Origin of the sequence: Hymenobacter sp. PAMC 26628, from assembly GCF_001562275.1 — a bacterium.
Lineage (GTDB): Bacteria > Bacteroidota > Bacteroidia > Cytophagales > Hymenobacteraceae > Hymenobacter.
Genome location: NZ_CP014304.1, coordinates 3,400,565 through 3,426,472 on the forward strand (window position 1 = coordinate 3,400,565; position 25,908 = coordinate 3,426,472).

Annotated in this window: 17 protein-coding genes, 3 tRNA genes and 3 rRNA genes; 7 read left to right on the plus strand and 16 right to left on the minus strand. The window is 58.9% G+C overall.

Going from position 1 to position 25,908, the window contains the following annotated elements; all coding sequences use genetic code 11:
- Window positions 1-42 precede the first annotated feature (42 nt).
- The gene (locus AXW84_RS14885) at window positions 43-822 is read left to right on the plus strand and encodes a polyprenol monophosphomannose synthase (RefSeq protein WP_068234813.1); all 780 of its coding nucleotides are present in this window, start codon (window positions 43-45) and stop codon (window positions 820-822) included.
- Between the two features lie 142 nt (window positions 823-964).
- Here AXW84_RS14885 and AXW84_RS14890 read toward each other — a convergent pair whose 3' ends face one another.
- Window positions 965-3,091: a transglycosylase domain-containing protein gene (locus tag AXW84_RS14890; protein WP_068234816.1), complete on the minus strand. Its 2,127-nt coding sequence runs from the start codon at window positions 3,089-3,091 to the stop codon at window positions 965-967.
- Window positions 3,092-3,209: 118 nt separating this feature from the next.
- Between AXW84_RS14890 and purB the strand changes: the two genes are divergently transcribed.
- The 3 genes from purB (at window position 3,210) to AXW84_RS14905 (ending at window position 6,510) form a co-directional block, all read left to right on the plus strand.
- Window positions 3,210-4,550: an adenylosuccinate lyase gene (purB, locus tag AXW84_RS14895; RefSeq protein ID WP_068234818.1), complete on the plus strand. Its 1,341-nt coding sequence runs from the start codon at window positions 3,210-3,212 to the stop codon at window positions 4,548-4,550.
- An 82-nt stretch (window positions 4,551-4,632) separates the two neighbouring features.
- Window positions 4,633-5,301 carry a helix-turn-helix transcriptional regulator gene (locus AXW84_RS14900; RefSeq protein ID WP_068234820.1) on the plus strand — a complete coding sequence of 223 codons (669 nt, stop codon included), beginning with the start codon at window positions 4,633-4,635 and terminating at the stop codon, window positions 5,299-5,301.
- A gap of 102 nt (window positions 5,302-5,403) precedes the next feature.
- Window positions 5,404-6,510 (plus strand): glycosyltransferase family 9 protein, encoded by a 1,107-nt coding sequence (locus AXW84_RS14905; RefSeq protein ID WP_068234822.1) that lies wholly within the window; start codon window positions 5,404-5,406, stop codon window positions 6,508-6,510.
- 92 nt (window positions 6,511-6,602) lie between these two features.
- Here the strand turns inward: AXW84_RS14905 and AXW84_RS14910 are convergent, their stop codons facing one another.
- The 15 genes from AXW84_RS14910 to AXW84_RS14975 form a co-directional block, all read right to left on the minus strand.
- Complete coding sequence (locus AXW84_RS14910) at window positions 6,603-7,733, minus strand: glycosyltransferase (RefSeq protein ID WP_068234826.1); 1,131 nt, start codon at window positions 7,731-7,733, stop codon at window positions 6,603-6,605.
- Between the two features lie 8 nt (window positions 7,734-7,741).
- Window positions 7,742-8,719 carry a glycosyltransferase family 2 protein gene (locus tag AXW84_RS14915; RefSeq protein ID WP_236943136.1) on the minus strand — a complete coding sequence of 326 codons (978 nt, stop codon included), beginning with the start codon at window positions 8,717-8,719 and terminating at the stop codon, window positions 7,742-7,744.
- A complete protein-coding gene (locus tag AXW84_RS14920) occupies window positions 8,712-9,242 on the minus strand; it encodes a DUF4199 domain-containing protein (RefSeq protein ID WP_071891374.1) in 531 nt (176 codons plus the stop codon). Before AXW84_RS14920 ends, AXW84_RS14915 begins: the two co-directional genes overlap by 8 nt.
- Window positions 9,243-9,257: 15 nt before the next feature.
- Window positions 9,258-9,812 carry a DUF4199 domain-containing protein gene (locus AXW84_RS14925; RefSeq protein ID WP_068234833.1) on the minus strand — a complete coding sequence of 185 codons (555 nt, stop codon included), beginning with the start codon at window positions 9,810-9,812 and terminating at the stop codon, window positions 9,258-9,260.
- A gap of 66 nt (window positions 9,813-9,878) precedes the next feature.
- Window positions 9,879-11,939 carry a BatA domain-containing protein gene (locus AXW84_RS14930; RefSeq protein WP_071891377.1) on the minus strand — a complete coding sequence of 687 codons (2,061 nt, stop codon included), beginning with the start codon at window positions 11,937-11,939 and terminating at the stop codon, window positions 9,879-9,881.
- A 204-nt stretch (window positions 11,940-12,143) separates the two neighbouring features.
- Window positions 12,144-12,255, minus strand: a 5S ribosomal RNA gene (gene rrf, locus AXW84_RS14935).
- Window positions 12,256-12,363: 108 nt separating this feature from the next.
- Window positions 12,364-15,284, minus strand: a 23S ribosomal RNA gene (locus tag AXW84_RS14940).
- Window positions 15,285-15,466: 182 nt separating this feature from the next.
- A tRNA-Ala gene (locus tag AXW84_RS14945) sits at window positions 15,467-15,540 on the minus strand.
- A 34-nt stretch (window positions 15,541-15,574) separates the two neighbouring features.
- Window positions 15,575-15,648, minus strand: a tRNA-Ile gene (locus AXW84_RS14950).
- Window positions 15,649-15,768: 120 nt separating this feature from the next.
- Window positions 15,769-17,282: ribosomal RNA gene (locus AXW84_RS14955) — 16S ribosomal RNA — on the minus strand.
- The 16S, 23S and 5S rRNA genes sit together here with 2 tRNA genes alongside, the layout of an rRNA operon.
- A 768-nt stretch (window positions 17,283-18,050) precedes the next feature.
- On the minus strand, window positions 18,051-19,319 hold the full coding sequence (locus tag AXW84_RS14960) for an adenylosuccinate synthase (RefSeq protein WP_068234839.1): 1,269 nt from the start codon (window positions 19,317-19,319) through the stop codon (window positions 18,051-18,053).
- A 97-nt stretch (window positions 19,320-19,416) separates the two neighbouring features.
- Window positions 19,417-19,770 (minus strand): STAS domain-containing protein, encoded by a 354-nt coding sequence (locus AXW84_RS14965; protein WP_068234841.1) that lies wholly within the window; start codon window positions 19,768-19,770, stop codon window positions 19,417-19,419.
- A complete protein-coding gene (locus AXW84_RS14970) occupies window positions 19,767-20,237 on the minus strand; it encodes a Fur family transcriptional regulator (RefSeq protein WP_068239497.1) in 471 nt (156 codons plus the stop codon). The genes AXW84_RS14965 and AXW84_RS14970 overlap by 4 nt, the downstream gene beginning before the upstream one ends.
- Before the next feature lie 191 nt (window positions 20,238-20,428).
- Window positions 20,429-20,722 (minus strand): CHY zinc finger protein, encoded by a 294-nt coding sequence (locus AXW84_RS23425; protein WP_204248380.1) that lies wholly within the window; start codon window positions 20,720-20,722, stop codon window positions 20,429-20,431.
- Window positions 20,723-20,771: 49 nt separating this feature from the next.
- Window positions 20,772-22,976, minus strand: a complete 2,205-nt coding sequence (locus AXW84_RS14975; RefSeq protein WP_068234842.1) for a RelA/SpoT family protein — start codon at window positions 22,974-22,976, stop codon at window positions 20,772-20,774.
- Window positions 22,977-23,118: 142 nt separating this feature from the next.
- Here AXW84_RS14975 and AXW84_RS14980 point away from each other — a divergent pair.
- From AXW84_RS14980 to AXW84_RS14990, 3 genes are all read left to right on the plus strand, one after another.
- Window positions 23,119-23,200 (plus strand) — tRNA-Leu (locus tag AXW84_RS14980).
- Between the two features lie 102 nt (window positions 23,201-23,302).
- Entirely contained in the window at window positions 23,303-24,631 is a 1,329-nt protein-coding gene (gene tig, locus AXW84_RS14985) for a trigger factor (RefSeq protein ID WP_068234848.1), read from the plus strand.
- Between the two features lie 147 nt (window positions 24,632-24,778).
- Entirely contained in the window at window positions 24,779-25,486 is a 708-nt protein-coding gene (locus AXW84_RS14990; RefSeq protein WP_068234850.1) for a ClpP family protease, read from the plus strand.
- Window positions 25,487-25,908: the final 422 nt, after the last annotated feature.

The following is a 25,908-nucleotide window of genomic DNA, read 5'->3' on the forward strand; positions in this document are numbered from 1 at the left end:
ACTTTACTTTCCACCCTGCCCTGGCCGCTATATTTGCCCTTTATGAACGACGGCCTCGTCCTGATTCCCACTTTCAACGAGCGCGAGAACGCCGAGCAAATCGTGCGTAAGGTCATGGGCTTGCCGCGGGCGTTCGATGTGCTGGTCATCGACGACGGCTCGCCCGACGGCACGGCGGCCATTATACGCGGTTTGCAGGCCGAGTTTCCGGGCCGCCTGTTTCTGGAAGAGCGCCCCGGCAAGCAAGGCCTGGGCACGGCTTACATCCACGGGTTTCGGTGGGCCCTGGCTCGCGGCTACGGCTACGTATTCGAGATGGACGCCGACTTTTCGCACAACCCCAAAGACCTCGTGCGCCTCTACAACGCCTGCGCCACGGAGGGCTACGACGTGGCCATCGGCTCGCGCTACATCCAGGGCGTCAACGTGGTGAACTGGCCCATGGAGCGCGTGCTCATGTCGTACTACGCCTCGTGGTACGTGCGCTTCGTGACCGGTATGCCCATCCGCGACGCCACGGCGGGCTTTAAGTGCTACACGGCGCGGGTGCTGCGCGCCATCGATTTCGACCGCATCCGGTTCGTGGGCTACGCCTTCCAGATTGAGATGAAGTGGCGCGCCTACCAGCTCGGGTTTAAAATCAAAGAGGTGCCCATCATCTTCACCGACCGCACCCAGGGCACTTCCAAAATGTCGAAGGGCATCGTGAAGGAAGCCTTTTTCGGCGTGCTGCAAATGAAAATCAGCAGTTGGCTACACAAGGCGCCTAAGCCCGTGGGGCCCCAGCTGGCGGCGGACAAGAGCGGCTTAGAAGCAATTTGAATAGAAAAAGTAGGCGGTCATGCTTCGCTGCGCTCTGCATGACCGCCTACTTTGTGAAGTTTCTTATCCAAAAGCCCTACTAAAAGGAAAGGTCCGCTCAGTATTAGCCGAGCGGACCTTTTTGTTTTTTTACCCCGGGGCCCTATTTGGGGGCCTCGGCGGGGGGCGTGCCGGGTGCGGCCGGCGCCGCGGGCGTGGCATCGGCGGCCTTGGCGGTGTTCAGCAGGTCAATCAGGTTAATGGATTCAAACTGGCTGCTGTCGGCTGGCGACACGGTGCGGGTGGTGTCGCGGGCCGTGACGATGTAGCCGCGGGCCGGGCCGTTGAGGTTCACGCCGTAGGTGAGGTTGTCGCGGTCGTTTTCCGAAATCAAGCCCTTGTTCACCATGATGTCGGCAATCAGCTTGAAGAAGTAGCGCGTGCTGGAGCGCAGGTTGCCGTAGCTGTTGAAGGAGTAGCGGTAGTACTTGGGCTTGGGGATGATGCTGGCCAGGTACAGGCTCTCGGGTAGGTTCAGCTCGCTCGGGCGCTTGCCGTAGTAGAACAGGGCGGCCTCTTTCACGCCGTACACGCCGCGCTTGCCGCTGGGCCAGCGGTACTTGCTGGGGCCCCACTCGATGATGTTGAGGTAGACCTCGAACATGCGCTGCTTGCTCACGAGGCGCGTGTTTTCGATGAGCCACACAATCAGCATCTCCTCGGCCTTGCGGCCCACGGTTTTTTGGCGGTTCAGGAACACGTTTTTCACCAGCTGCATGCTGAGCGTGCTGCCGCCGCGGGCGAAGCGCTTCTCCTTGATGTCTTGGATGGCAGCGTTCACAAACGCTTTTTCCATGAAGCCGCGGTGGGTGAGGAAGCGCGGGTCTTCGGCCGTCATGATGGCCGACTTGAGGTAGCCGGCCACGTCGTCGTAGCGCGTGAAATCAGGGTTGGAGGGCCCCACGGGGAAGGTGCGCAGCGAGTCGCCCTTGTCGTTGTAAGCGGTGTAGGCGAAGTCGCCGTTGAGCTTGCCCAGGTCTTCGGCCCCGAAGCGGGTGAGGCGGAAATCCTTGCTGGCTTGCAGCGACGATTTGAGGTGCAGGCTGTCGACCTGGGCCAGGTCCACGTCGGCGCGCAGGTGGTAGGCCAGCGTGCCCGTGCCCTGGGTGCCGGCCACCACGTCGAACATGCCCTCGGGCAGCGAAGCGAAAAAGGCGTTGGTGGGGACCGCGTCGGAGTCGATGCGCAGGCGCACGGCCAGCTTGGGCTTGAGGCGCACCGAAATTTCGGGGTGGAACACCAACTGATTGAGCACCACGCGCGAGCCTTCCTCCAGGGCCACGGTGGCGCGGCCCAGCGAGGCCACAAAATCGAGCTGCCCGCGGTGCACCACGATGTCCTCCGCGCCCAGGCGGGGCTGGTAGAGGCTGAAGTTGCGGGCCGCCAGCGAGCCGCGCACCGTGAGCTTGCCGCCGGTGTCGTCGTCGGCAAAGTCCTTGCCCGTCATGCGCACCAGCACCGTGTCGAAGCTCACCAGGGCCCCGAAGCGGCGCGGCACGTAGGGCAGCTGCACCGAGCTGCCCACGCCAAACACGCGCGCCGTGAGGGCGTAGTCGCCGGCCTCGACGTGGCCGTTGATGCCCAGCTCGTTCACCACCGAATCGACGTTGGCCGTGAGGCGGCCGCTGATGTCGCCGTCCTCAATTTTCAGGCGCGGCATGGTGAGCAGCGCCTGGTGGCGGGGCCCGTCGTAGCGCACCACAAAATCCTGAAAGTCGGCTTGGCCGGGCACGTTGCCGAAGCCGGCTTCGAGCACTTGGTTCAGCAGCAGGCCGTAGTTGCGGCCCTGGGCCGCATCGCGCGGGGCCACCGCCGGCTGTTTTTTCTTGTTCAGCAAAAAGCCGAAGTTGTCGGTGGTGGCCGTTTTGTGGGCGGTGAGGCGGGCGTGCTGGATTTGCAAATCCGAAAACACCGGCCGGCCCGCAAACAGCGACCGTACGCTCAGGCTGGCTTGCAGGCGGCGGGCGGTGAGCAGCGTATCGGCGGGGCGAGCAGTGGGCACCACGCTCATGCCCCTGATTTCGACCGTGTTGAAATCGGTAAACTGGGCGGGGCCCAGGGCCAGCGTCACCGGGTATTTGCGCTCCACGCGAGCCTTCACCTCGCGCAAGGCGTAAGCCAGCAGCTGCTGGCGCTTCCACTGAAAAAGGCCGAACGCCAGCAGCAGCAGCACCGCGAAAGCGCCCGCCACGCCGATAATAATCCGTTTGGTGGAAGGGGAAATGCGCACAGAGCAGAAAAAAGGGTTCGGGTAGTCGAGGCCAAAGGTAGGAAGAACGCAGGGGCCCCGGCCCGGGTTCGGGCGCCGCCCGGGGGGCCCCGCCGGCCGGGGGCCCTACTTTTGCGCCATGCTTTCGCCCCTCACCGCCCTCTCGCCCCTCGACGGGCGCTACCACCGCACCACGGCCGCCCTGGCCCCCTACTTCTCCGAGCTGGCCCTGATGCGCTACCGCGTGCGGGTCGAAGTGGAGTACTTCATTGCCCTGGCCCAGCTGCCGCTGCCCCAGTTGCACGGCGTGTCGCCCGCCGTTTTTCCGGCCCTGCGCCGGCTCTACGCCGAGTTTGGCGAGGCCCAGGCCCAGGCCATCAAGGCCCACGAGGCCGTGACGAACCACGACGTGAAAGCGGTGGAATACTTCCTACGCGACGAGTTTACAAAGCTGGGGCTGGGCAATGCGCTGGAGTTCATTCACTTCGGCCTCACCTCGCAAGATGTTAATAATACGGCCATCCCGCTCAGCCTCAAAGAGGCCTGGGCCGACGCGCTGGGGCCCCAGTTTGCCGCCGTCACGGGCCGCCTGACGGCGCTGGCCATTGCCTGGGGCCCCATCCCCATGCTGGCCCGCACCCACGGCCAGCCCGCCTCGCCCACCCGGTTGGGCAAGGAAATTGAGGTATTCGTGGCCCGGCTCGAAGGCCAGCTGGCGCTGCTGGCCCAGGTGCCCTACGCGGCCAAGTTCGGCGGGGCCACGGGCGGCTTCAACGCCCACTTCGTGGCCTACCCGGATTCCGACTGGCACGGCTTCGCCCGGCAGTTTGTGGAGGAAACCCTAGGCCTGACCCGCACCTTCCCCACTACCCAGATCGAGCCCTACGACAACCTGGCGGCCTTCTGCGACGGTGTCAAGCGCCTCAATACCATCTTAATTGACCTATGCCGCGACGTGTGGCAGTACATCGCCATGGGCTACTTCCGCCAGACGGTGAAGGCCGGCGAAGTGGGCTCGTCGGCGATGCCGCACAAGGTGAACCCCATCGATTTCGAGAACGCCGAGGGCAACCTGGGCGTGGCCAACGCCCTGCTGGAGCACTTCGCGGCCAAGCTGCCGATTTCCCGTTTGCAGCGCGACCTCACCGACTCGACGGTGCTGCGCAACCTGGGCGTGCCGCTGGGCCACACGCTCATCGCGCTGAACTCGCTGCTGCGCGGCCTGGGCAAGCTGGCCCTCGACGAAGCCGCCCTGGCCCGCGACCTGGAAGCCAACTGGGCCGTGGTGGCCGAGGGCATCCAAACCATCCTGCGCCGCGAGAACTACCCCGACCCCTACAACGCCCTCAAACAGCTCACACGCACCGGCGAGGCCATTTCGGCCGCCACCATCGCCCGCTTCGTAGACGAGCTGAACGTGGCCGACGGCGTGAAAGCCGAGCTTAGGGCCCTCACGCCAGCCACCTACGTGGGGCAATGAAATATTCATTCATAGTTCATTATTTTAGCGCGCACTAACGCACTGGGTCATTGGGGGCTCGGCAGGTTAGCTCCCGCTAAGTATGACCGACGTTGACTTAATCGAAGCCAAAATCCGCGAGGTGGCGGCGACCGACGGAATTTACCCTGGGGTAACCATCGTGCACAACACCCGCACCACCACGGTAGAGTACATGTCGGCCAACGGCTTGCGTGAGCTGCACACCACGCTAGCCGAGTTGCGTGCCCTGGGCCCCGATTATTTTCCGCACTACTTCAACGTGCAGGAAGCCCAGGATTATGTACCGAAGATATTTGCCTTGCTGGAACAGAACGACCTGGACCAGAGCATTTCATTTTTCCAACAGGTGCGCTCTGGCCCCGGGGCCCCGTTTGCCTGGTACCTCAGCGCCACGCGCCTGCTGCTGCGCGGCACCGACGGCCGGCCGCTGCTGACCATTACCATGGCCCACGCCATCGAGCCCGCCAGCCACGTCACGCGCAAAGTGCAGCGGCTGCTCGAGGAGAACAACTTCCTGCGCAGCCACCACACCCGCTTTGCCACCCTCACCCGCCGCGAGCGCGAGATTCTGCGCGGCGTGGCCTTGGGCCAAACGGCCCAGGAAAGCGCCGGCCACCTGTTCATCTCGCCCCAAACCACTGAAACCCACCGCCGCAACTTGCGTCGCAAGCTGCAAGTCGAGTCGGCGTTCGAGTTGGGCCAGTACGCCCGGGCGTTCGATTTGATTTAGCCCGCCACTCCGGGAGCGCCGCGCCCTTGACGCGCGCCTGCTGCCGATGCGCAAACCCTGGCTGGGGCCCTACTTTTACCGCTCGTCCCTTCTGCCCCCTGCGTGTCCGAATTCCTCCACGACGTTCCCGTTCGCCCCGATTGCCGCCACTTTCGCGGCGACTTGCCCTGCCGCCCCAACAAAGAGCACGGCTACACCTGCGCCGATTGCCCGGTGTACGCCCCCGTCGGCAAGCGCATTCTACTGATCAAGCTCGGGGCCATCGGCGACGTGATTCGGACCACACCGCTGCTGCGGCGGCTGCGGCACGAGCACCCGGGCTGCTTCATCACCTGGCTCACGCTCACGCCGGCCATTTTGCCGCAGCGCGAAGTCGACGAGATTCTGAAGTTTGACTACGCCAGCGCCTTGCAGCTCCAGGCCCGCCGGTTCGACGTCGCCATCAACCTCGACAAGGAAAAGGAAGCTTGCGCCCTGCTGCTAAATGTGCGCGCCGAGGCCAAGTTTGGCTACACCCTGCGCGAATACGACGGCGTGCCCTGGCCCGTAAACGCGCTGGCCGACCACAAATTTCTCACTGGCGTGTTCGACCAGCTTAGCCTGGCCAACACCCAGCCCTACGTGCAGGAAATCTTCGAGCTGTGCGGCTTCGATTTCCGGGGCGAAGAGTACGTGTTCGATGCCCACGACGACCGCGGCTACGACTGGGGGGCCCTGCCGCTCGCCGCCCAGGGCCCCCGCATCGGCCTGAACACCGGCTGCGGCGACCGGTGGACCACCCGCCTCTGGAGCACCGAGAAGTGGATCGGGCTCATCCACGGCCTGCAAGCCGCCGGCTACGCCCCCGTGCTACTCGGCGGCGAGGCCGAGCACCCGCGCAACCTGGAGCTGCAAGCGGCCACCGGCGCCGCCTACCCCGGCACCTTCCCCCTGCCCCAGTTTATCAACCTGATGAACCAGATGCAGGGCGTTGTCACCCAGGTCACGATGGGTATGCACATCAGCATCGCCCTGCGCAAGCCCACCATCCTCATGAACAACATCTTCAACCCCCACGAATTCGACCTCTACGGCCGCGGTCAGCTCGTGGGGCCCAACCGCCAGTGCGTGTGCTTCTACCGTGGCACCTGCAAGCTCGGCACCAGCTGCATGGAAGCCTTACCCGCCGAAAAAGTGCTGCAAGCCGTGCGCGAAAGCGTACCGCTGTAATGTAGCGTGGACTCTGTGAGTCCGCGACGCTCGCTTCGTCCCACCGATTACCGGTGGGCAACCATTCGAAGCCGCGGCTTGCAAAGTCCACGCTACAATCCGGCCACTTCCTTTAGGGCCCCCACCATCACGTCCCACGAAAACTTGCGGGCTTCCTGCCGCACGCCGGCGGCGAAGGCTTCTTCCCGCTTATTCGCGTAAAAATCCACCAGCGCGTCGGCCAGGGCCCCGGGGGTGGGTGGCACTACGTAGCCCACCACGCCGTCCGGAATCAGCTCGGCCAGGCCGCCCACGTCAGTCACCAGCATGGGCCGCCCAAAGTGGTAAGCCACCTGCGAGACGCCGCTCTGCGTGGCGTGCTTGTAGGGCTGCACCACCATATCGGCCGCGCAGAAATAATTGGCTACCTGCTCGTTGGGAATGAAATCGGTGGCGCGCACCATGCGGCTTTCCAACTGATATTTATTAACCAAGGCCTCGTAAGGCACAGCGTCTTCGTAGAACTCACCGGCAATAATTAGCTTCACCGGCAGGGCCTCCAAGCGCGGGTCGGCCCAGGCTTCAAGCAAAATATCGAGCCCTTTGTAGGCGCGGATAAATCCAAAAAACAATAGGTACCCCACGTCGGCTGGCAGGCCCAGTGCGGCCAGCGCCGCGGCCTTGGGTTTGGGGGCCCCAAAGTTGTCGTAGAGCGGGTGCGGCCGGTACAGCGCCGGCTTGCGGCCGAAGCCCAGCCGCTGCAAATCGGCTAGCACAGCGCGGCTCATGGTCACGAAACCGTCGCAGGCGCTGAGAAAATAGCGCGTCAGGGGCCCGTCGCCGGGCCTTTTCTCGTGCGGAATCACATTGTCGGTGATGGCCACCACGCGGGTGCGCCTGTTGCCGCGCGCCAGCCGCGCCACCGTGCCCAGCGAGGGCCCCATAAACGGCAGCCAGAACCGAAACACTACCAAATCGGGCCGCTCGCGGCGCAGCCGCCGCCCCACCGCCCACCACGACAGCGGGTTCACCGAATTCAGGCTCACCTCAATGTCTAAATCCGGGGGCCCCGGCTCGGTGCTGAACTGCGTTTGGCCCGGAAACAAAAAATTCGGGTATTGCAGCGAAAACGTGACGATTCGCACCTCGTCGCCCGCCGCGCGAAACGCCCGGGCCAGCCGCTCGTTGTAGGTGGCCAGCCCGCCGCGCAGCGGGTAGGCCGGCCCGATGATGACCACGCGCATACCGAAGGTTATTTGATGGTGTCGCGCACCAGGTAGTCGTTGCGGTGCGAGCCGTTGAGTTGCACCATCTCGGCCAGGAAGCCCGATAGAAACAGCATCACGCCGATGATAACCGCCGTGAGCGACAAGAAGAACAGCGGCTGGTCGGTCACGTTGCGCGCCCGCAGGTTGTGCAGCGACAGGTACACTTTTTCGCCCGTCAGCCACAGCGTCATCACCATGCCAAGGAAGAACGACAGAGCCCCCAGCGTGCCAAAAAAGTGCATCGGCCGCCGCCGAAACCGGCTCACAAACGTGATGCTGGCCAAGTCCAGGAAGCCGTACACGAACCGCTCCAGACCAAATTTGGTCACGCCGTACTTTCGCTCCTGGTGCTGCACCACCTTCTCGCCAATCTTGCGGAAGCCGTTCCATTTGGCGATGACGGGGATGTAGCGGTGCATTTCGCCGTACACCTCAATGCTTTTCACCACCCGCTGGTCGTAGGCCTTCAGGCCGCAGTTGAAATCGTGCAGCGGGATGCCCGAAATCCAGCGCGTGGCGCCGTTGAAGAGCTTGGTGGGAATCGTTTTAGACAGCGGGTCGTAGCGTTTCTGCTTCCAGCCACTCACCAGGTCAAACTTGTCCTCCGTAATCATGCGGTACAGCTCGGGCAGCTCCTCGGGCGAGTCTTGCAAATCGGCGTCCATGGTGCACACCACGCGTCCCCGCACCGCCTGAAAGCCCACATTCAGGGCCGCCGACTTGCCGTAGTTGCGGTTGAAGCGGATACCGCGCAGAGCCGCATCGCGGGCCGCCAGTTCTTCAATCACCGCCCACGAGTCGTCCGTCGAACCGTCGTCAATCAGCAATACTTCGTAGCTCAGGCCCTGCGCCGTCAGCACCCGCGCAATCCAGCGCGTGAGTTCCGGCAACGATTCGGCCTCGTTCAGCAGGGGTATAACGATGGACAGCTCCACCGGAAAAGACGCAAGGGGCTTATTCAAACTCAGGTTTAGCATTTTTAGTGATGGCGGCGATGACCAGCGAAAACACCAAGCCCAGCAGAAAGCCGCTCACAATGCCAATGGCCAACCCAATGGGGCCCGTCGAGAACTTCATGCTCATGCCAATGGCTTGCTCAATTTGCGCACTGCTCATGGTGCCAGCTTCCTCAAACTTGGCCCGCATTTGGTCCATCACGCGCGCGGTCATGTCGGGGTCGATGAAAGTGCGGTAAGCGTAGTTGAACACGGCCGACAGTGCGCCACTTATTCCGCCCACTAGCACCCCAATACCCAGGCCCTGACCGTACGACATGTACCCCTCGTTGGCGGCTTTGAATGCCCTGTGCGCAAATACAATCCCAGCAATTATGATTACAAATGCTATCGAGGCCAGGCCGCCGTTGCCTTCCTTGCCGGTGGCTAGTAAGATAAACGTAAAAATGATGCTCACCAACCCCGTGAGTAAGCCGTAGCGAAGCCCCGTGGCAGTAGTCGTTACTGGAACAGTAGTAGAAGTTTCCATGAATAGAAAGAGAAATTATTCGCGAAAGAAAATACCCCCTGGCAAGCTAAATACCAAGCCCAGCAGCAGGACGGTTTGAAAGTTGGCCAGCGCCAAGTCATTCACCGTGATGCCCGCAATAACGGCACGCTGCTTGGGCGTGAGTTGCAGCGGCCCGCTTTTTTTGGTTGCGTTCGGCAATTGGGTCTGCATAATTTCAGCGATTTCCGCGCGATGCCGGGCCAGGGCCGGTTCGCCCGCTACCTGCCCCAGGCCCCACACGCTGCCCGCACACAGCCCAGCCGCCACCACAGTCGTGAGGCCCCCCACGCCCAGGGCTCGTCCCAGCCCCGACTTGGCCGGCCGCAGCTGCCGCCGCAGCGCCCACTGGCTGGCCAGCACGGCAAAGGGCACAAGTAGCTCAGCCAGCAACTGCTTGGGGCCAAAGGCGTTGTTGCCGGTTAGGTGCAGGCCCACAATCCAAAGGCCGCACACCAAGCCCACGCCGCCACCAAACCGCAGGGCCAACCGCCGCACGGGCTTCCAAGCATCGGTGGCCAGCGCCGCCGGGCCGGTAAGGGTATCAGTCATGCAATGCGTCAAAAGTAGGGCGGCAAGATACGGCCACGGCCCGTTTTGTGCTGCCCCTACAGTGGGCTACGCCGCTACCGCTGCCCGTGGGGCCCCAACTTTTGGCTTCCCAAACCGAATCAGTAGCGCTTCGGCCAGCAAGCACGCCAGCGCTAAGGCTAGGAAGTAGCGCCACAGCGGCTGCCCGCTGCGCTCAGCCTGCAACTGGGCCACTACGGCTTCATCCGCTCCGCCGTCGAGCACCCGAATGTTGCGTTGGCTGGGGCCCACCATCGCCCGCAGTTGTTCGGCCGAATAAGATGCTAACTCCGATTCCTTAGGGCTCAGATTGAATGCCACCGTAGCTACCGATTGCCCAGCTCGTTGCACTTGGTAAAACCCAGGATCTTCCAGGCTAGCCGGCACTTCCAGCCGCAATGCGTTGCCCTGCATCCGTTGCACGGGCAGCCAAGTGGCACTGTCGCGCACCAAGCGAAACTGCGTTTGGTCAGCTCCCTGACCGGGGCCCGCCACGGTCGGCACCGTTAGGCTGATTGTCGCCTGCGTCAAACGGTACGCCGGTTGCTGTTCGTCGCGGAAGCTGCGCATCGCCAGCTTGTATAGCACCGGCACGAAAAGCACATGCCCGGCAAAGTCAGAATACGCAGTTGTCAACGGCGCCGAAAAGACGTACACCTTACCAGTTCCGCTCCCAAATTCGGATAAGTAGCTTTCGCCATCGCGCAGCCGCAAAATATCCGCACCCGTACGGGCCCAGCGCAATACTGGCGCCGCCCGGGGCATGGCCACGGCGCGCGTGGGGGCCCCCAGCACATCCCTAAAAAACGGCTCCTGCGCACTGGGCACGGCCACCTCCCGTAGTTCCGGCGGCGTCCCTGGCAACTCCCACTTCACCGCACCTAAGCCCAAGTCGCGAAACAATTGCTGGTACGACGGGTGGCTAGTTGCTGGTCCGGCTGGCACAATTACCACACTCCCGCCCCCCACCACTAATGCGTGCAGAGCATCCCGTAGCTTACTGCCTATGGTCGGTATTGCCTGAATTAATACCAAATTGGCCTTGCGCAGAGCATCGTAATTAATACTTTCCGGCCGGGTAAAAGCATAGTCAAACAGTGGCTCGTTCCGGTACACACTCTGGGTAGCCGGCACCGCTCCCACTTCCAATACGCGAATATTTTTCGCAGCTTGTACGGTGAAGTAGTAAGCATTATCAAACACGACTGGTGCGTCTTCCACTATCACCCGTCCCCGCACCAAGCTCTGGTTAGGCAGTTGCACCTGCACCACCGAAACCACCATTTGCCCGCTATTCACCGTTACGCGAAATGCCGCCACCTGCTGGGGCCCCAGAAATACTTTTACTGGGCAATCAGCTACCGCTTCGCTGCCTCCATTTTTCAACCGAATGTGCAGCCCTAAGTTGGTCCGCTCACGCAGAAATGCCTCTTCAAACCAAACGCTATCCACGAAAACGTTACCAGTCCTAGCTCCTACCTCAGGCACTAACACCACCGGGCGCGTCGAACCGAACCCTTTAAAAAAATCAGGTTTGAAGCTGGACTGCTGAAAATCCGAAAACAGATATAACGGGTCGTTATTTTCGCCGCTAATTTCTAATGACTTAATCTTTTCCTCCACTAAAGCCGGTTTACTATTTGGTTGTAAGACAAGCAGTTTAGCCTTGTATAATGCTTGCGACACAGCAGTAATTCCGCTATTCATCAATCGAAATTGCGAAGTAGGGTACACTTTGCTCAATCCGTCAGCTTGCTTGATAGCCGTATTAAACAAGGCATCCTCTCCCTTCGCAGTCCTTCGCATACTGGGGGATGCGTCAACTATTACATCAATCGCACCAGTCGCTCCCCCAATCTCGTGTTTTTCGGCTGGAATAAATGGCTGGCAAAAGGCAACTACTAAAAACACCAAAAATGATATTCTATTAAGCAGTAGCAACAAGTGCTGTATCTTACGCTGCCTTGTTGTGGTTAAATCTACTTCCCGGATAAACCCAATATTAGTAAACAATACCCGTTGCGGTCGACGCAAGTGCAACAAGTGAATCAGAATGGGTATTGCCACCGATCCCAATCCCAGCAAAAATCGCGAATATTCTAAACGCATAGAGAAATGGCCTGATAATACCCGAAGTTACGGCCCCTGCTCTTGTCAGGAAATATATCAAACGATGAGGCTTGTTGTCAATTCCATCTTAGCTCGTCGCACAACGGCCCACCTTCCCTTGTATTGGGCAGTGTGTAAACACAAAACGCCTGCCGCTGATGAAAGCGGCAGGCGTTGGGGAATAAACGTTGGGGAATAAAATAAAGTTGGCGGCGACCGACTCTCCCACCGGTGAAGGCAGTACCATAGGCGCACCGGGGCTTAACGGCTCTGTTCGGAATGGGAAGAGGTGAACACCCGGGCTAAAGCCACCATTGCTGGCGGGGAGTGCGCGTGTTCTGTCAAACCCGGTCGCCCGGGCACGCACTCCGCAATAACTCGACGCAAGGGGACAAAAACGAAACGCGTGGCGCGCCACCGAAAATCTGCGAAGCCCTCGGGCCATTAGTACGGCTCGGCTGTTCCATTTCTGGTTTTTCACCTGCCGCCTATCCACGTGGTCGTCTCCCACGGCCCTTCCAATTGGGATATCTCATCTCCAGGTGAGTTTCGCACTTAGATGCTTTCAGCGCTTATCTCCTCCCAGCGTAGCTACCCGGCGCTGCACCTGGCGGTACAACCGGCGCACCAGCGGCTGGTCCATCCCGGTCCTCTCGTACTAAGGACAGGTCCTGTCAAATATCCAACGCCCACCACAGATAGGGACCGAACTGTCTCACGACGTTCTGAACCCAGCTCGCGTGCCACTTTAATCGGCGAACAGCCGAACCCTTGGGACCTTCTCCAGCCCCAGGACGTGACGAGCCGACATCGAGGTGCCAAACCTCCCCGTCGATATGAGCTCTTGGGGGAGATCAGCCTGTTATCCCCGGCGTACCTTTTATCCTTTGAGCGACGGCCCTTCCATGCGGAACCGCCGGATCACTATATCCGTCTTTCGACCCTGTTCGGCTTGTGGGCCTCGCAGTCAAGCCCGCTTCTGCTATTGCGCTCTGCGTCCGGTTACCAAGCGGACTGAGCGGACCTTTGAAAGCCTCCGATACTCTTTTGGAGGCGACCACCCCAGTCAAACTACCCAGCAGCCACTGTCTCCGCGCGGCGGATTAGGCATCAGGCACGGCAAGGGCGGTATTTCAACGTCGGCTCCCCGAGACCTAGCGGCCCCGGTTCAGCGCCTCCCGCCTATGCTACACATGCCGAACCCAACACCAATGGCAACCTATAGTAAAGGTGCACGGGGTCTTTCCGTCCCGTGGCGGGTACTCGGCATCTTCACCGAGACTACAATTTCACCGAGCTCACGGCTGAGACAGCGCCCAGATCGTTACACCATTCGTGCAGGTCGGAACTTACCCGACAAGGAATTTCGCTACCTTAGGACCGTTATAGTTACGGCCGCCGTTTACCGGGGCTTCGATTCAAACCTTCGCCCTTGCGGACTAAGTTCCCCTCTTAACCTTCCGGCACCGGGCAGGTGTCAGGCCATATACGTCCGCTTGCGCGTTGGCATAGCCATGTGTTTTTGTTAAACAGTCGCCTGGGCCTTTTCACTGCGGCTTCTCTGGCTTGCGCCAGAGGAAGCGACCCTTCTCCCGAAGTTACAGGTCCATTTTGCCGAGTTCCTTGGCCGTGATTCACTCGAGCGCCTCAGGATACTCTCCTTGACCACCTGTGTCGGTTTGCGGTACGGGCGATGAATCGATTAAAACGCTTAGCAGGTTTTCTTGGCAGTCGGATTAGGCACGCTATCCGCGTGGCCCGAAGGCCGTGCGGTACTATCAGGTTTCGACAAGATGGGCGTACTTAACTACCCTTCCTATATCTACGCCCTTCAACGGGCACTTCCGTCCGCCCGCGGTGCTTTCACTTCTGCGTCACTGCATCACTTCGATTCATCGGTGCTGGACTATTAACCAGCTGGCCATCGAATACGCCCCTCGGCTTTTCCTTAGGTCCCGACTAACCCAGCTCCGATTAGCGTTGAGCTGGAAACCTTGGTCTATCGGCGTGGGGGTTTCGCACCCCCATTATCGTTACTCATGCCTACATATGCGTTTCTCCACGCTCCACCGCCCCTGACGAGACGGCTTCTCCGCAAGAAGAATGCTCCCCTACCACGCAACCATCTTGCAGGTTGCATCCAAAGCTTCGGTACCAGGTTTGATGCCCGCGTATTATCGACGCCCGATCGCTCGACCAGTGAGCTGTTACGCACTCTTTAAAGGAATGGCTGCTTCCAAGCCAACCTCCTGGCTGTCAAAGCAATCGGACCTCCTTTGTTCAACTTAACCTGGATTTAGGGACCTTAGCCGTTGGTCTGGGTTCTTTCCCTCTCGGCCGGGGACCTTAGCACCCCAGGCCTCACTGCCGGCGATACGTGCTGGCATTCGGAGTTCGTCAGGATTCGGTAGGCTCTGACACCCCCTAGTCCTATCGGTAGCTCTACCTCCAGCACGCTCCGCGCCGACGCTGTACCTCAATACATTTCGGGGAGTACGAGCTATTTCTCAGTTTGATTGGCCTTTCACCCCTACCCACAACTCATCCAAATCCTTTTCAACGGAAACTGGTTCGGACCTCCAGTGCGTGTTACCGCACCTTCATCCTGGTCATGGGTAGCTCACCAAGTTTCGCGTCTACCCCCCCGACTACGCGCCCTGTTCAGACTCGCTTTCGCTGCGGCTCCGCGCCTAAAAGCGCTTAACCTTGCCGGGGAGGAGTAACTCGTAGGCTCATTATGCAAAAGGCACGCCATCAGGCCACCAAAGCCCTCTGACTGCTTGTAAGCACACGGTTTCAGGTTCTTTTCACTCCGGTATTCCCGGTTCTTTTCACCTTTCCCTCACGGTACTAGTTCACTATCGGTGTCTCAGGAGTATGTAGCCTTAGCGGATGGTGCCGCTCGCTTCAGACGGGGTTTCTCCGGCCCCGCCCTACTCAGGATCCCACTACCGTAAACCAGAATTGTCGCTTACCGGGCTCTCACCGTCTCTGGCCTGCTTTCCCACGCAGTTCAGCTAACTCGATTTAATCAGATGTTGTGGTCCTACAACCCCGCAGCGGCCGTAACCGCCGCGGTTTGGGCTCCTCCCCGTTCGCTCGCCACTACTTGGGGAATCATTGTTATTTTCTTTTCCTGCAGGTACTTAGATGTTTCAGTTCCCTGCGTTTGCCACTGCCCGGCAAGCGGGTCAGTTCACGACTCTTCCAGTCGCGGGGTTGCCCCATTCGGAAACCCCGGGATCACCGGGCATGTGCCCCTCCCCCGGGCTTATCGCAGCTTATCGCGTCCTTCGTCGCCTCTGAGACCCTAGGCATCCCCCGTGTGCTCTTGCTTACTTCGCTTTCGCAACGTGTTTCCTTAAGAAAACCCGCCGGCCTCCGAAAAGACCCGGCGCGCTGCGCTTCGTTTTTGTTACCCCTTACGTCAAAGAACGATTACCACTAAATGAATCAGTGATAGTGTGGGATGATTGCCTATTGCATTCATCTCATAAATAATAATATGCCCAATTGACATATTAAAGTGGAGAATAACGGAGTCGAACCGTTGACCCCCTGCGTGCAAAGCAGGTGCTCTAGCCAGCTGAGCTAATCCCCCATGTTTGACTCCAACAGAATCCCGCTGCAATCAGTGGGCCTGCCTGGACTCGAACCAGGGACCTCTACATTATCAGTGTAGCGCTCTAACCACCTGAGCTACAAGCCCGAGTTTCTATTGTGATTACAATAGAATTCGATTTAAAATTATTTGAATGAGGAAATAGACAATGGGTAAAGTGCTTACGAAACGGGTTGATTGGCCCCGTCGGGGGCGAAGCGGCTCCAGAAAGGAGGTGATCCAGCCGCACCTTCCGGTACGGCTACCTTGTTACGACTTAGCCCTAGTTACCTGTTCTACCCTAACCGGCTTCGTTGCGGAGCACCGGCTTCAGGTCTACCAAACTTCCATGGCTTGACGGGCGGTGTGTACAAGGCCCGGGAACGTATTCACCGCGCCATTGCTGATGCGCGATTACTAGTGATTCCAGCTTCACGGAGTCGAGTTGCAGACTCCGATCCGAACTGAGAACGGCTTTTCGGGATTGGCGCACCATCGCTGGTTGGCAACCCGCTGTACCGTCCATTGTAGCACGTGTGTAGCCCTAGGCGTAAGGGCCATGATGACCTGACGTCGTCCCCGCCTTCCTCACTGCTTGCGCAGGCAGTCCATCTAGAGTCCCCGGCACGACCCGCTGGCAACTAAATGTAGGGGTTGCGCTCGTTGCGGGACTTAACCCAACACCTCACGGCACGAGCTGACGACGGCCATGCAGCACCTTGCTTTGTGTCCCGAAGGAAAGGTTCGTCTCCGAACCGGTCACGCGCATTCTAGCCTAGGTAAGGTTCCTCGCGTATCATCGAATTAAACCACATGCTCCACCACTTGTGCGGGCCCCCGTCAATTCCTTTGAGTTTCACCCTTGCGGGCGTACTCCCCAGGTGGGATACTTAACGCTTTCGCTAAGCCAGTGACCGTCTATCGCCACCAGCGAGTATCCATCGTTTACGGCGTGGACTACCAGGGTATCTAATCCTGTTCGCTCCCCACGCTTTCGTGCCTCAGCGTCAGTACCAGCCTAGTCAGCTGCCTTCGCAATCGGGGTTCTGGACGGTATCTATGCATTTCACCGCTACACCGCCCATTCCGCCAACCTCGTCTGGACTCAAGCCGCGCAGTTTCCAGGGCAGTTCCGTTGTTGAGCAACGGGCTTTCACCCCAGACTTACGCGGCCGCCTACGCACCCTTTAAACCCAATAAATCCGGACAACGCTCGCACCCTCCGTATTACCGCGGCTGCTGGCACGGAGTTAGCCGGTGCTTATTCTCCCGGTACCGTCAGGGCCCTGCGCACAGGACCGGTTCTTCCCGGAAAAAAGCCGTTTACGACCCAGAAGGCCTTCATCCGGCACGCGGCATGGCTGGGTCAGAGTCTCCTCCATTGCCCAATATTCCCTACTGCTGCCTCCCGTAGGAGTCGGGCCCGTATCTCAGTGCCCGTGTGGGGGACCAGCCTCTCAGCTCCCCTAGCCATCGTCGCCTTGGTGGGCCGTTACCCCCCCAACTAGCTAATGGCACGCAGCCCCATCCGAATCCAATAAATCTTTAACTTCTGCCCGATGCCGGACCAAAGTCTTATGCGGTATTAATCCGCCTTTCGGCGGGCTATCCCCCAGATTCGGGTAGGTTGGCTACGCGTTACGCACCCGTGCGCCACTATGGCATTGCTGCCACCGTTCGACTTGCATGTATTAGGCCTGCCGCTAGCGTTCATCCTGAGCCAGGATCAAACTCTCCATTGTATAATGTCCTTCACCCACTCGTAAGCAGGCTGCTGTCTTGTGCTCGCCTCGCCCCGTTACAAGGACAAGGCCGCTCGACGCGTTTCGTGGCTGAGCCGCCGGGTTGCCCCGGCGGCTCCCTTACTATTTGTCTATTTCCGTCATTCAAAGAACGTACGCCGCTTCCTGTTGAAGCAACCGTGCGGGCCGCCTACGCAGCCCTTTTATTCCAACCCCTCCCCCCGCTTTTCAATTGGGAGTGCAAAGGTAAACTATTTTTTCAACTTTCCAATTTTTGAGCAAAAAAATTAGAATTTTTTCATTACTCAAACTACATCTTTTGTCGCCTCCTCTTGAAGCGGGGTGCAAAGATAAGACAATATTTTTTGGGTTTGTGGTGTCTTCGAAAAATAAATTTCGAGTCCTGTTATCCCTAACCTAATAAGTAAGTAGCGAACTACTACCGTGGTTTCTTATCATTTCAATTGCACGCCCCAGTGTCCGTTTGACGTTTTGGGACTGCAAAGATAAGAAGAGCTTTTTGCTGTGACGGCAGTGAATGAAAGATTTATTGCGCGTGCCATCCTAACTGGTTGGCGTTATGATAGAAAAATTCGGAATGAGTGTCATCTTGGTTCGCTAAAAGAGCTTGTTGCACTCATTGCGATAACGTATGCATAGGAAAGCAGTTGAGAAGATTACGCTCTGGAATACACTAAAAATGGGGTCCTCATCACAACCTCTACTCGGTTCTGATGAGGCCCCCATGCTGCTAATGTCGACTTTTAGCTACCGAAATAGGGTGCTTACTCTATCCGGGCCAACGCTGACGATGCGAATGGGTACTTGTAGCTCGCGCTCGAGAAAAGCTAAGTAAGCTTGTAAGTTTTCGGGGAGTTGGGCGGCATCCGTTATGTTCGTCAGGTCGGTGTTCCAACCGGGCAGGGTGAGATATTCGGGCGTGATGGTGTTCAGTTCGCCGGGATCGGGCAACTTGGGAGTAGCTTCGCCCGTGGCAGTGCGGTAGTGGGTACAGGCTTGGATTTCAGCAAAACCATCGAGTACGTCTGCCTTCATGAGGTGGAGTTCGGTGACCCCGTTGAGCATGATGGCGTAGCGTAACGCGGGCAGATCAATCCAGCCGCAACGCCGGGGGCGGCCGGTGACGGCTCCGAACTCGCGGCCGGCTTGGCGGATCTCCTCCCCTATGGCATCTTCCAATTCGGTAGGGAAAGGGCCACTACCAACACGGGTGCAGTAAGCTTTGGTAATTCCATATACCTTATCTATGTGACGCGGAGCAATGCCGAGGCCGGTACAAGCGCCAGCTGAAATAGTGCTGGACGAAGTGACGTAAGGGTACGTACCAAAGTCGATGTCTAGCAACGAACCTTGGGCACCTTCGGCCAGAATGCGCTTGCCTTGGGTGAGGAGGTCGTTGAGGAGGTATTCGGTGTCGGTGAGTTGCAGGGTACGCAGGAACTCGACGGCGGAGAAAAATTCATCTTCAAGCGCTTCAATTTCCAACTCCTTATTATAAGGAGCGGCGATACTGGCGTGGTGCGCCACGGCTTCCTTATAACGCTCCTGAAAATCGGGCAGCAGGATGTGGCCAACGCGCAGGCCAACGCGGCCAATTTTATCGGAATATGTGGGGCCGATGCCTTTGAGGGTGCTACCGATTTTGGTGTTGCCGCGCGCTTCTTCGCTGATGCGGTCGAGGGCCCGGTGCGAGGGCAAGATGAGCTGCGCTTTTTTGGAGATGTAAAGGTTTTTGCTCCAATCAACGCCCCTTTCGGTGAGTTTTTGTAGTTCTTCGCGGAACACAACGGGGTCGAGCACGACGCCGTTGCCCACCACGTTGAGGATATGGGGGTGAAAAATTCCGCTTGGCACTTGGCGTAGCACATGCTTACGGCCGTCGAAGGTGAGGGTGTGGCCAGCGTTGGGCCCCCCTTGGAAGCGGGCAACGACGTCGTAGCTGGGCGCGAGTACGTCCACGATCTTGCCTTTGCCTTCATCGCCCCACTGGAGGCCTACTAATACATCTACGGGCATCTTACTTGAAATTTGGGAAGCTTGGCCGACCGGACCCCGCGCTAACATGGTGCGTTACCGGCCGGCATTGAAAAAATTAAGGCAAAAAAACAGCCGCCTAGGAGGAGGCGGCTGTGAGAAGTTGTTGGCGAGCAGCAGCTTCGGTGGGGGCCACTGCAAAGATGTTGTTGAGTTTAGTAAGAGCCAGCAGCTTGCGCGGGTGGTCGGCAGGATTGATAAGGACCATCTCGCCGCCGCGGGTACGAAACTTGGCGAGCAGCGACACCAGCACTCCGATGCCCGTACTATTTATGTAGCGAATTTCGGACAAATCGACGGCGCAGCTGATTCCGTCAGCGCCTAAATGGTCGTTGGCGGCCTGCACGAGCGCCGCGGTATCAGGAGATCCCACTAAGTCGCCGGCAAGGCTTACGAAAAGAATACCGTCGCGCAGGGTGCTGGTGGTGGTCATGCGGGCTCTTGGGAGCGGGCGGCCTTCGCGCGGCAGTCGCCGCAGATGCCGTAGAGGTTCAAAGAGTGGTGCAAGATATGGAAGTTCAGCAGGTCGCCCACCATCGTTTGGATGCCGTGGATGCGCGGGTCGCAAAATTCCACCACTTTATGGCATTCCGTGCAGATGACGTGGTCGTGCTGGCGGTAGCCGTAACTCTTCTCGTACTGGGCGAGGTTACGGCCGAACTGGTGCTTGCTGACGAGGCCCTGTTCTACCAATAGGTCCAGGGTGTTGTACACCGTAGCGCGGCTCACTTGCAAGTTACGGGCCTTCATGCCGGCATATAGTTCCTCGACGTCGAAGTGGCCCGAGCGGGCGTAAATCTCCTCGAGAATAGCGTAGCGTTCGGCCGTTTTGCGCAAGCCTTTATTTTCGAGGTGCGCCGTAAAGATTTTTTTGACTTCCTCTAACTTGTCCACATTCAGCGGGGCCTGCGAGGCCACGCTGAGGGTGTGCTTGGCGGCATAGCCAGTTTCGGAAGAGCCGCCCACCTCCTGCCCTGCCGCTTTGACGGGGCCCTTAGCAACTGTTGCGCTAGTAGGAGAAGATATTTTGGGAGAATTCACAGGATAGGGCGTAACGGGTAAAAGTAAAAACCTAACCAGACGTTAGCTTTTTACATTTCAAAGTAAAGGTCGTAATGATTGGCGCAGCCGGGATTGAAGGCGGCTTGGCACCGGGGGCACGTGTTACCGCAGGCGAAGTATTCTGCGATGCTCAGGGTGTAGTGGCAATTGCCGCAGAGAATGGCTTCGACGGCTCGCTCGGCTTTTCCCCAAACAACCGGGGCGTGGGCAACCGTTTCATTGTGGCACTGGATGCAGGCATAAAAAGCATTACAGCACTTGAATTTGATGGCGATGAGGTCACGATCAGAGTGGTAGTGAGCACACTGGGTGCGCTCGTTCACGCCAACACCGTGGCAGACGATGGGTACGGGGGGCCCCACACCAGTTGGCTTAGGAGTCAAAGCGTTCTACTTGTAGCACGCCGTTCACCTTGTTCAGCCGCTGAATGAGCTTGGTGAGGTGGTCAGTATCGTTGACGAATACCATAATCTGGCCTTCAAAAAATCCGTCGTTCGAATCGACGGTGATGGAGCGCATATTCACCTTCAGACTGGTGGAAATGATGCGGGTAATGTCGTTCACGATACCCACCCGGTCGGAGCCCTTGAGGCGAATGCCGGCCAGGAAGGCCAGCTCCGATTGCTCCGTCCACTTGGCGCGCACGATGCGGTTGCCGTAGTTCGACATCAAATCGACGGCGCGGGGGCAACTGGTGCGGTGGATGATTAGGCCCTGGTCGGTTTCAAAGCCAAACACGTCGTCGCCAGGAATGGGGTTGCAGCAGCGGGCCAGGCTGTGGTTGAACTTGGCCGTGCGCTCGCCCACCACCAGCATATCGGGCCGCACGCCCCGGATTTTTTGCACCTCCGTATCGAACGACTTAGGCTGGAGCGCTGGCGGCCGCGGCGTGGGGATAACCTCGGTGAAAAGCGATTCGCGGATTTCGCGGCCGTCGAGCTGGCCTACAGCTAAGCGATAGTAAAAATCCTGGGCCGTGGGCGCGTTGAAATAAATGAGCACCCGATTGAAGTTTTCTTGGGTGAAAGCCACGCCAATCAACTCCAACCGCTTTTCGAGGATGAACTTGCCGTCCTCGGCCTTGGCGCGCTTATCGTCGCGCAGGAATTCCTTGATTTTGGAGCGGGCCTTGGACGTGGTAACGTAGGTCAGCCACTCCTCGGTGGGGCGCTGCTTGTGCGAGGTCAGGATTTCCACTTGGTCGCCGTTGTGCAGCTGGTAGCTCAGGGGCTCCAGCTTCTGGTTCACTTTGGCCCCCAGGCAGTGCATCCCGATTTGGGTGTGGATGTCGAAGGCAAAGTCCAGGGCCGTGGCCTTGTCGGGCAGGATGACGAGCTTGCCCTTGGGTGTAAACACGTACACCTCCTTCATGAACAGGTTCTGGCGGAACTCGTCCATGAATTCCAGCGCGCTGGAGTTGTTGGTTTCCAGCGACTCACGCACCTTATTGACCCACGTTTCCAGGCTGGATTCGGCGTGGGTGGGGTCGGCGGTTTTGTATTTCCAGTGGGCGGCGTAGCCTTTTTCAGCAATGTCGTCCATGCGGCGCGAGCGGATCTGTACCTCTACCCACTGGCCCGAGCGCGACATTACGGTGGTGTGCAGGCTTTCGTAGCCGTTGGCCTTGGGTGTGCTCACCCAGTCGCGCAGCCGGTCGGGGTTGGGCTGGTAGAAGTCCGTCACGATGCTGTACACCTGCCAGCAGGCCGCCTTTTCCTGCTCCGGCGGTACGTCCAGAATCACGCGGATGGCGAACAGGTCGTACACTTCCTCGAAGGGAATATTCTGCTTCTTTATCTTTTTAAGGATGGAGTAGACGCTTTTCGGCCGGCCTTTAATTTCAAACTGGAAGCTCTGGGTTTTCAACTCCTCGTCAATTGGGTGCACAAACTCCTTAATAAAGCGGTTGCGGGCGCTTTGGCTCTGCTTAATGCGGTCCTTAATGTCGGCGTATACCTCCGTATCTGTGTACTTCAGGTACAGGTCCTCCAACTCGCTTTTGATAACGTAGAGGCCCAGGCGGTGAGCCAGCGGGGCATAGAGGTAGAGTGTTTCGGACGCGATTTTGAGCTGCTTGTGGCGCGGCATCGAGTCGAGCGTGCGCATGTTGTGCAGGCGGTCGGCGAGCTTGATGAGGATGACGCGCACGTCTTCGCTCAGCGTGAGCAGCATTTTGCGGAAGTTTTCGGCTTGCTCGCTGGTGCCGTAGTCGAATACGCCCGAAATCTTGGTCAGTCCGTCGATGATGCGGGCCACCTTGGGGCCAAATTCGCGCTCGACGTCGGAAATTTCCCAAGCCGTGTCCTCCACCACGTCGTGCAGCAGGGCCGACACGATGCTGGTGGTGCCGAGCCCGATTTCCTCTACCGCAATTTGGGCCACGGCCAGCGGGTGCAGGATGTAGGGCTCGCCGGACTTGCGGCGCATGTCTTTATGGGCCTCCAGGCTGGTGTTGAAGGCCTTTTTGATGAGCTTGGCGTCGTCGCCGTGCAGATAAGGCTTGGCAGTGCGCAGCAGGCGGCGGTACTGGCGCAGGATTTCCTGGCGCTCGGCTTCGATATCGATGACGGGGGACATAGTGGTAAAATAACAAGCGCGGGGCGAAAAAAGTGTTGGGGCCCTGCGCCGGGGGCCCCAGCAGATAAGCGGCTGGATTTTGCGAACCTAACGAACAATCCGTACCTTTGCGGGCCCGAAGCAATTGGCCCGGGGAATTGCCGCGGATATGGCGAAATTGGTAGACGTGCCAGACTTAGGATCTGGTGCCGCAAGGCGTGTGGGTTCGAGTCCCTCTATCCGCACTTTTTACAACGTTTTTCTGGCCCTCAGCTTTGCGGTTGGGGGTTTCTTTTTACCACTAACCCGATGGGCGCCCGCGCGGCGGGGGCCCTCTTTTGCCGCTAATGAACATTACGCTGGACCGCAACGACGAGCAGCTGACCGGGCTGCTGACCGTGCATCTGACCGAAGCCGACTACGCCGCCACCGTGGACGCGCAAATCAAGGACTACACCAAGCGGGCCCAGGTGAAGGGCTTCCGCCCCGGCAAAGTGCCCGTGGGCATGGTGAAAAAGATGTACGGCAAAGGCATCCTAGCCGACGAAATCAACAAAACCCTGGGTAAGGCCGTGGACGGCTACGTAAAGGAGCAAAACCTGCGCCTGCTGGGCGAGGCCCTGCCGGTGGCCAGCGACGTGGACTTTGACACGGCCAAGGAGTTTGCTTTCCAGTTTGAGCTGGGCCTGTTGCCCGAGGTGGAGCTGCCCGCCGATGGCACCGTGGAAGTGGAGCGCCACCAGGTGAGCCTTGACGACGACACCATCCAGCAGACCAACGAGCAAATTGCCCGCCAGTACGGCGAAACCACCAACCCCGACGCTTCGGAAGCCAACGACTACTTGTTCGGCAAGCTGAAAAAGGCCGACGAGGAAGGCGAAGGCCGCACGGTGCTGCTACCAATTAACAAGGTAAAGAATGGTGCGGAGCAGTTCATCGGCGTGAAGGCTGGCGACGTGCTGACGTTTGACCTGAAGAACGCGTTCGATAACGACGCGGCGGCCATTGCTGGCTTCTCGGGCCTGAACAAGGCCGAGACAGAAGCCGCCAGCGGCGACTACGTGCTGAACGTGGAGAAAATTAACCGCACAGCCGCCCCGGAGATGAACCAGGAGCTGTTCGACAAAGTATTCGGCCCCGAGGCCGTATCGAGCCAGGAGGAGTTCGACGCCAAGGTGCGCGAAACGATGCAGCAGAACTACGACCGCGAGAGCGATGGGGCCCTAAACAACGCCATCGTGGAGAAGCTGGTGACCGGGCTGGACATCAAGCTGCCCGCCGAGTTCTTCAAAAAGTGGCTGGTGCGTGCCAATGCCGGCAAGCTCACCGCCGAGCAGGTGGAGGAGCACTACAGCGACTACGAGAAGGAGCTGAAGTGGAGCCTGATCCGCAACAAGGTGGTGGAAAAGGCCGACTTGAAAGTGAGCAACGACGAGATTGTGAACCGCACGCTCGACAAAATCATGGGCCAGTTCAGCATGCCTAATATGCCTGATGACATGCGCGAATCGATGCGCGGCTACGCCGACAGCTACCTCAAGCAGGATAACGGCAAGCAGTACGTAGCCGAGTACGAGGCCATTCTGGCAGAGAAAGTACTCGAAAACCTGCGCGGCAAAGTTGTTGTTACGGACAAGCCCGTAACGGCCGAAGAATTCCGGAACTTGCACAGCTAAGCTGCGCAGGCCTTGATTCGGAAAAGCCCTTACTTTAACGGTAAGGGCTTTTTTGTTGTCCGTTTGTTTACAACATTAGGGCCCCGGAACCGTCTTTTGTTTTGCCACCGGGCCAGCGACTGCTTACCCCCTTTATTTTTCCTTCTAATGCTGAATAAACAAGAATTCCGCAAGTTTGCCGTGAAGCACCAGGGTCTGAGCGGCCTGGGCGTGGACCAGTACATCCAACACGTGGAAGGCCAGACCCGTGGCGGCCTGATCATGCCCACGGGCATGACCCGCTCGGTCATCGAGGAGCGCCCCACGCGCTTCGCCGAAATCGACGTGTTTTCGCGCCTCATCATGGACCGCATCGTATTCCTCGGCACGGCCGTGGACGACTACGTGGCCAACATTCTGACGGCCCAAATGCTGTTTTTGGAGTCGGCGGATGCTAAGAAAGACATCCTGCTTTACATCAACTCGCCCGGCGGGTCGGTGTACGCCGGCCTGGGCATCTACGACACGATGCAGTACGTGAACCCCGACGTGGCCACGATCTGCACTGGCCTCGCCGCTTCGATGGGCGCGGTGCTGCTCGCCGGTGGCGCCGCCAACAAGCGCTCGGCCCTGCCGCACGCACGCGTCATGATTCACCAGCCGTCGGGCGGGGCCCAGGGCCAGTCGTCGGACATTGAGATTACGGCCCGCGAAATCCTGAAGCTCAAGAAAGAGCTGTATGACATTTTGGCCCAGCACACCGGTAAAACGTATCAGGAAATCCACGACAACTCGGACCGTGATTACTGGATGCGCGCCGACGAAGCCAAAGAATACGGCTTGATTGACGAAGTGCTGGAAAAGAAAGCCAGCTAACCCTCCACCCATTGGGAGAAAGCGTGGCAGCTTACTTACCTTGGCTTGCTACACGTTTCGGAGATAAAAAAACCCCTGCTACCCAGCAGGGGTTTTTTGTTGGGGCTCCGAGGCCCTTATAGATTGGCTGCCGATGGCCGAAGCCATTGGCTTGGCAACGAGCAGGTTTATTTGGGATAGGTGGTGGAAAAGGAAAGTTTCGCAAGGCGAGCTTTTGGGGCTCCAGGTGCGGCACGGCGTTCAGTGGCCGACCACGGCCAGGCGGATGGCCAACGGCGCGCGTACCGAGCCAGGCGGTAGCGGCTGAGGTACCGGTGTGGTAGTAAAAATCCAGGCCGCTCCCGAAGCGGACGTGACGGTAGAAGCCATAAAAACCAATTGCAGGTGTTTAGCTGACAGTGGCATGGTGGTGAAAAAACAGG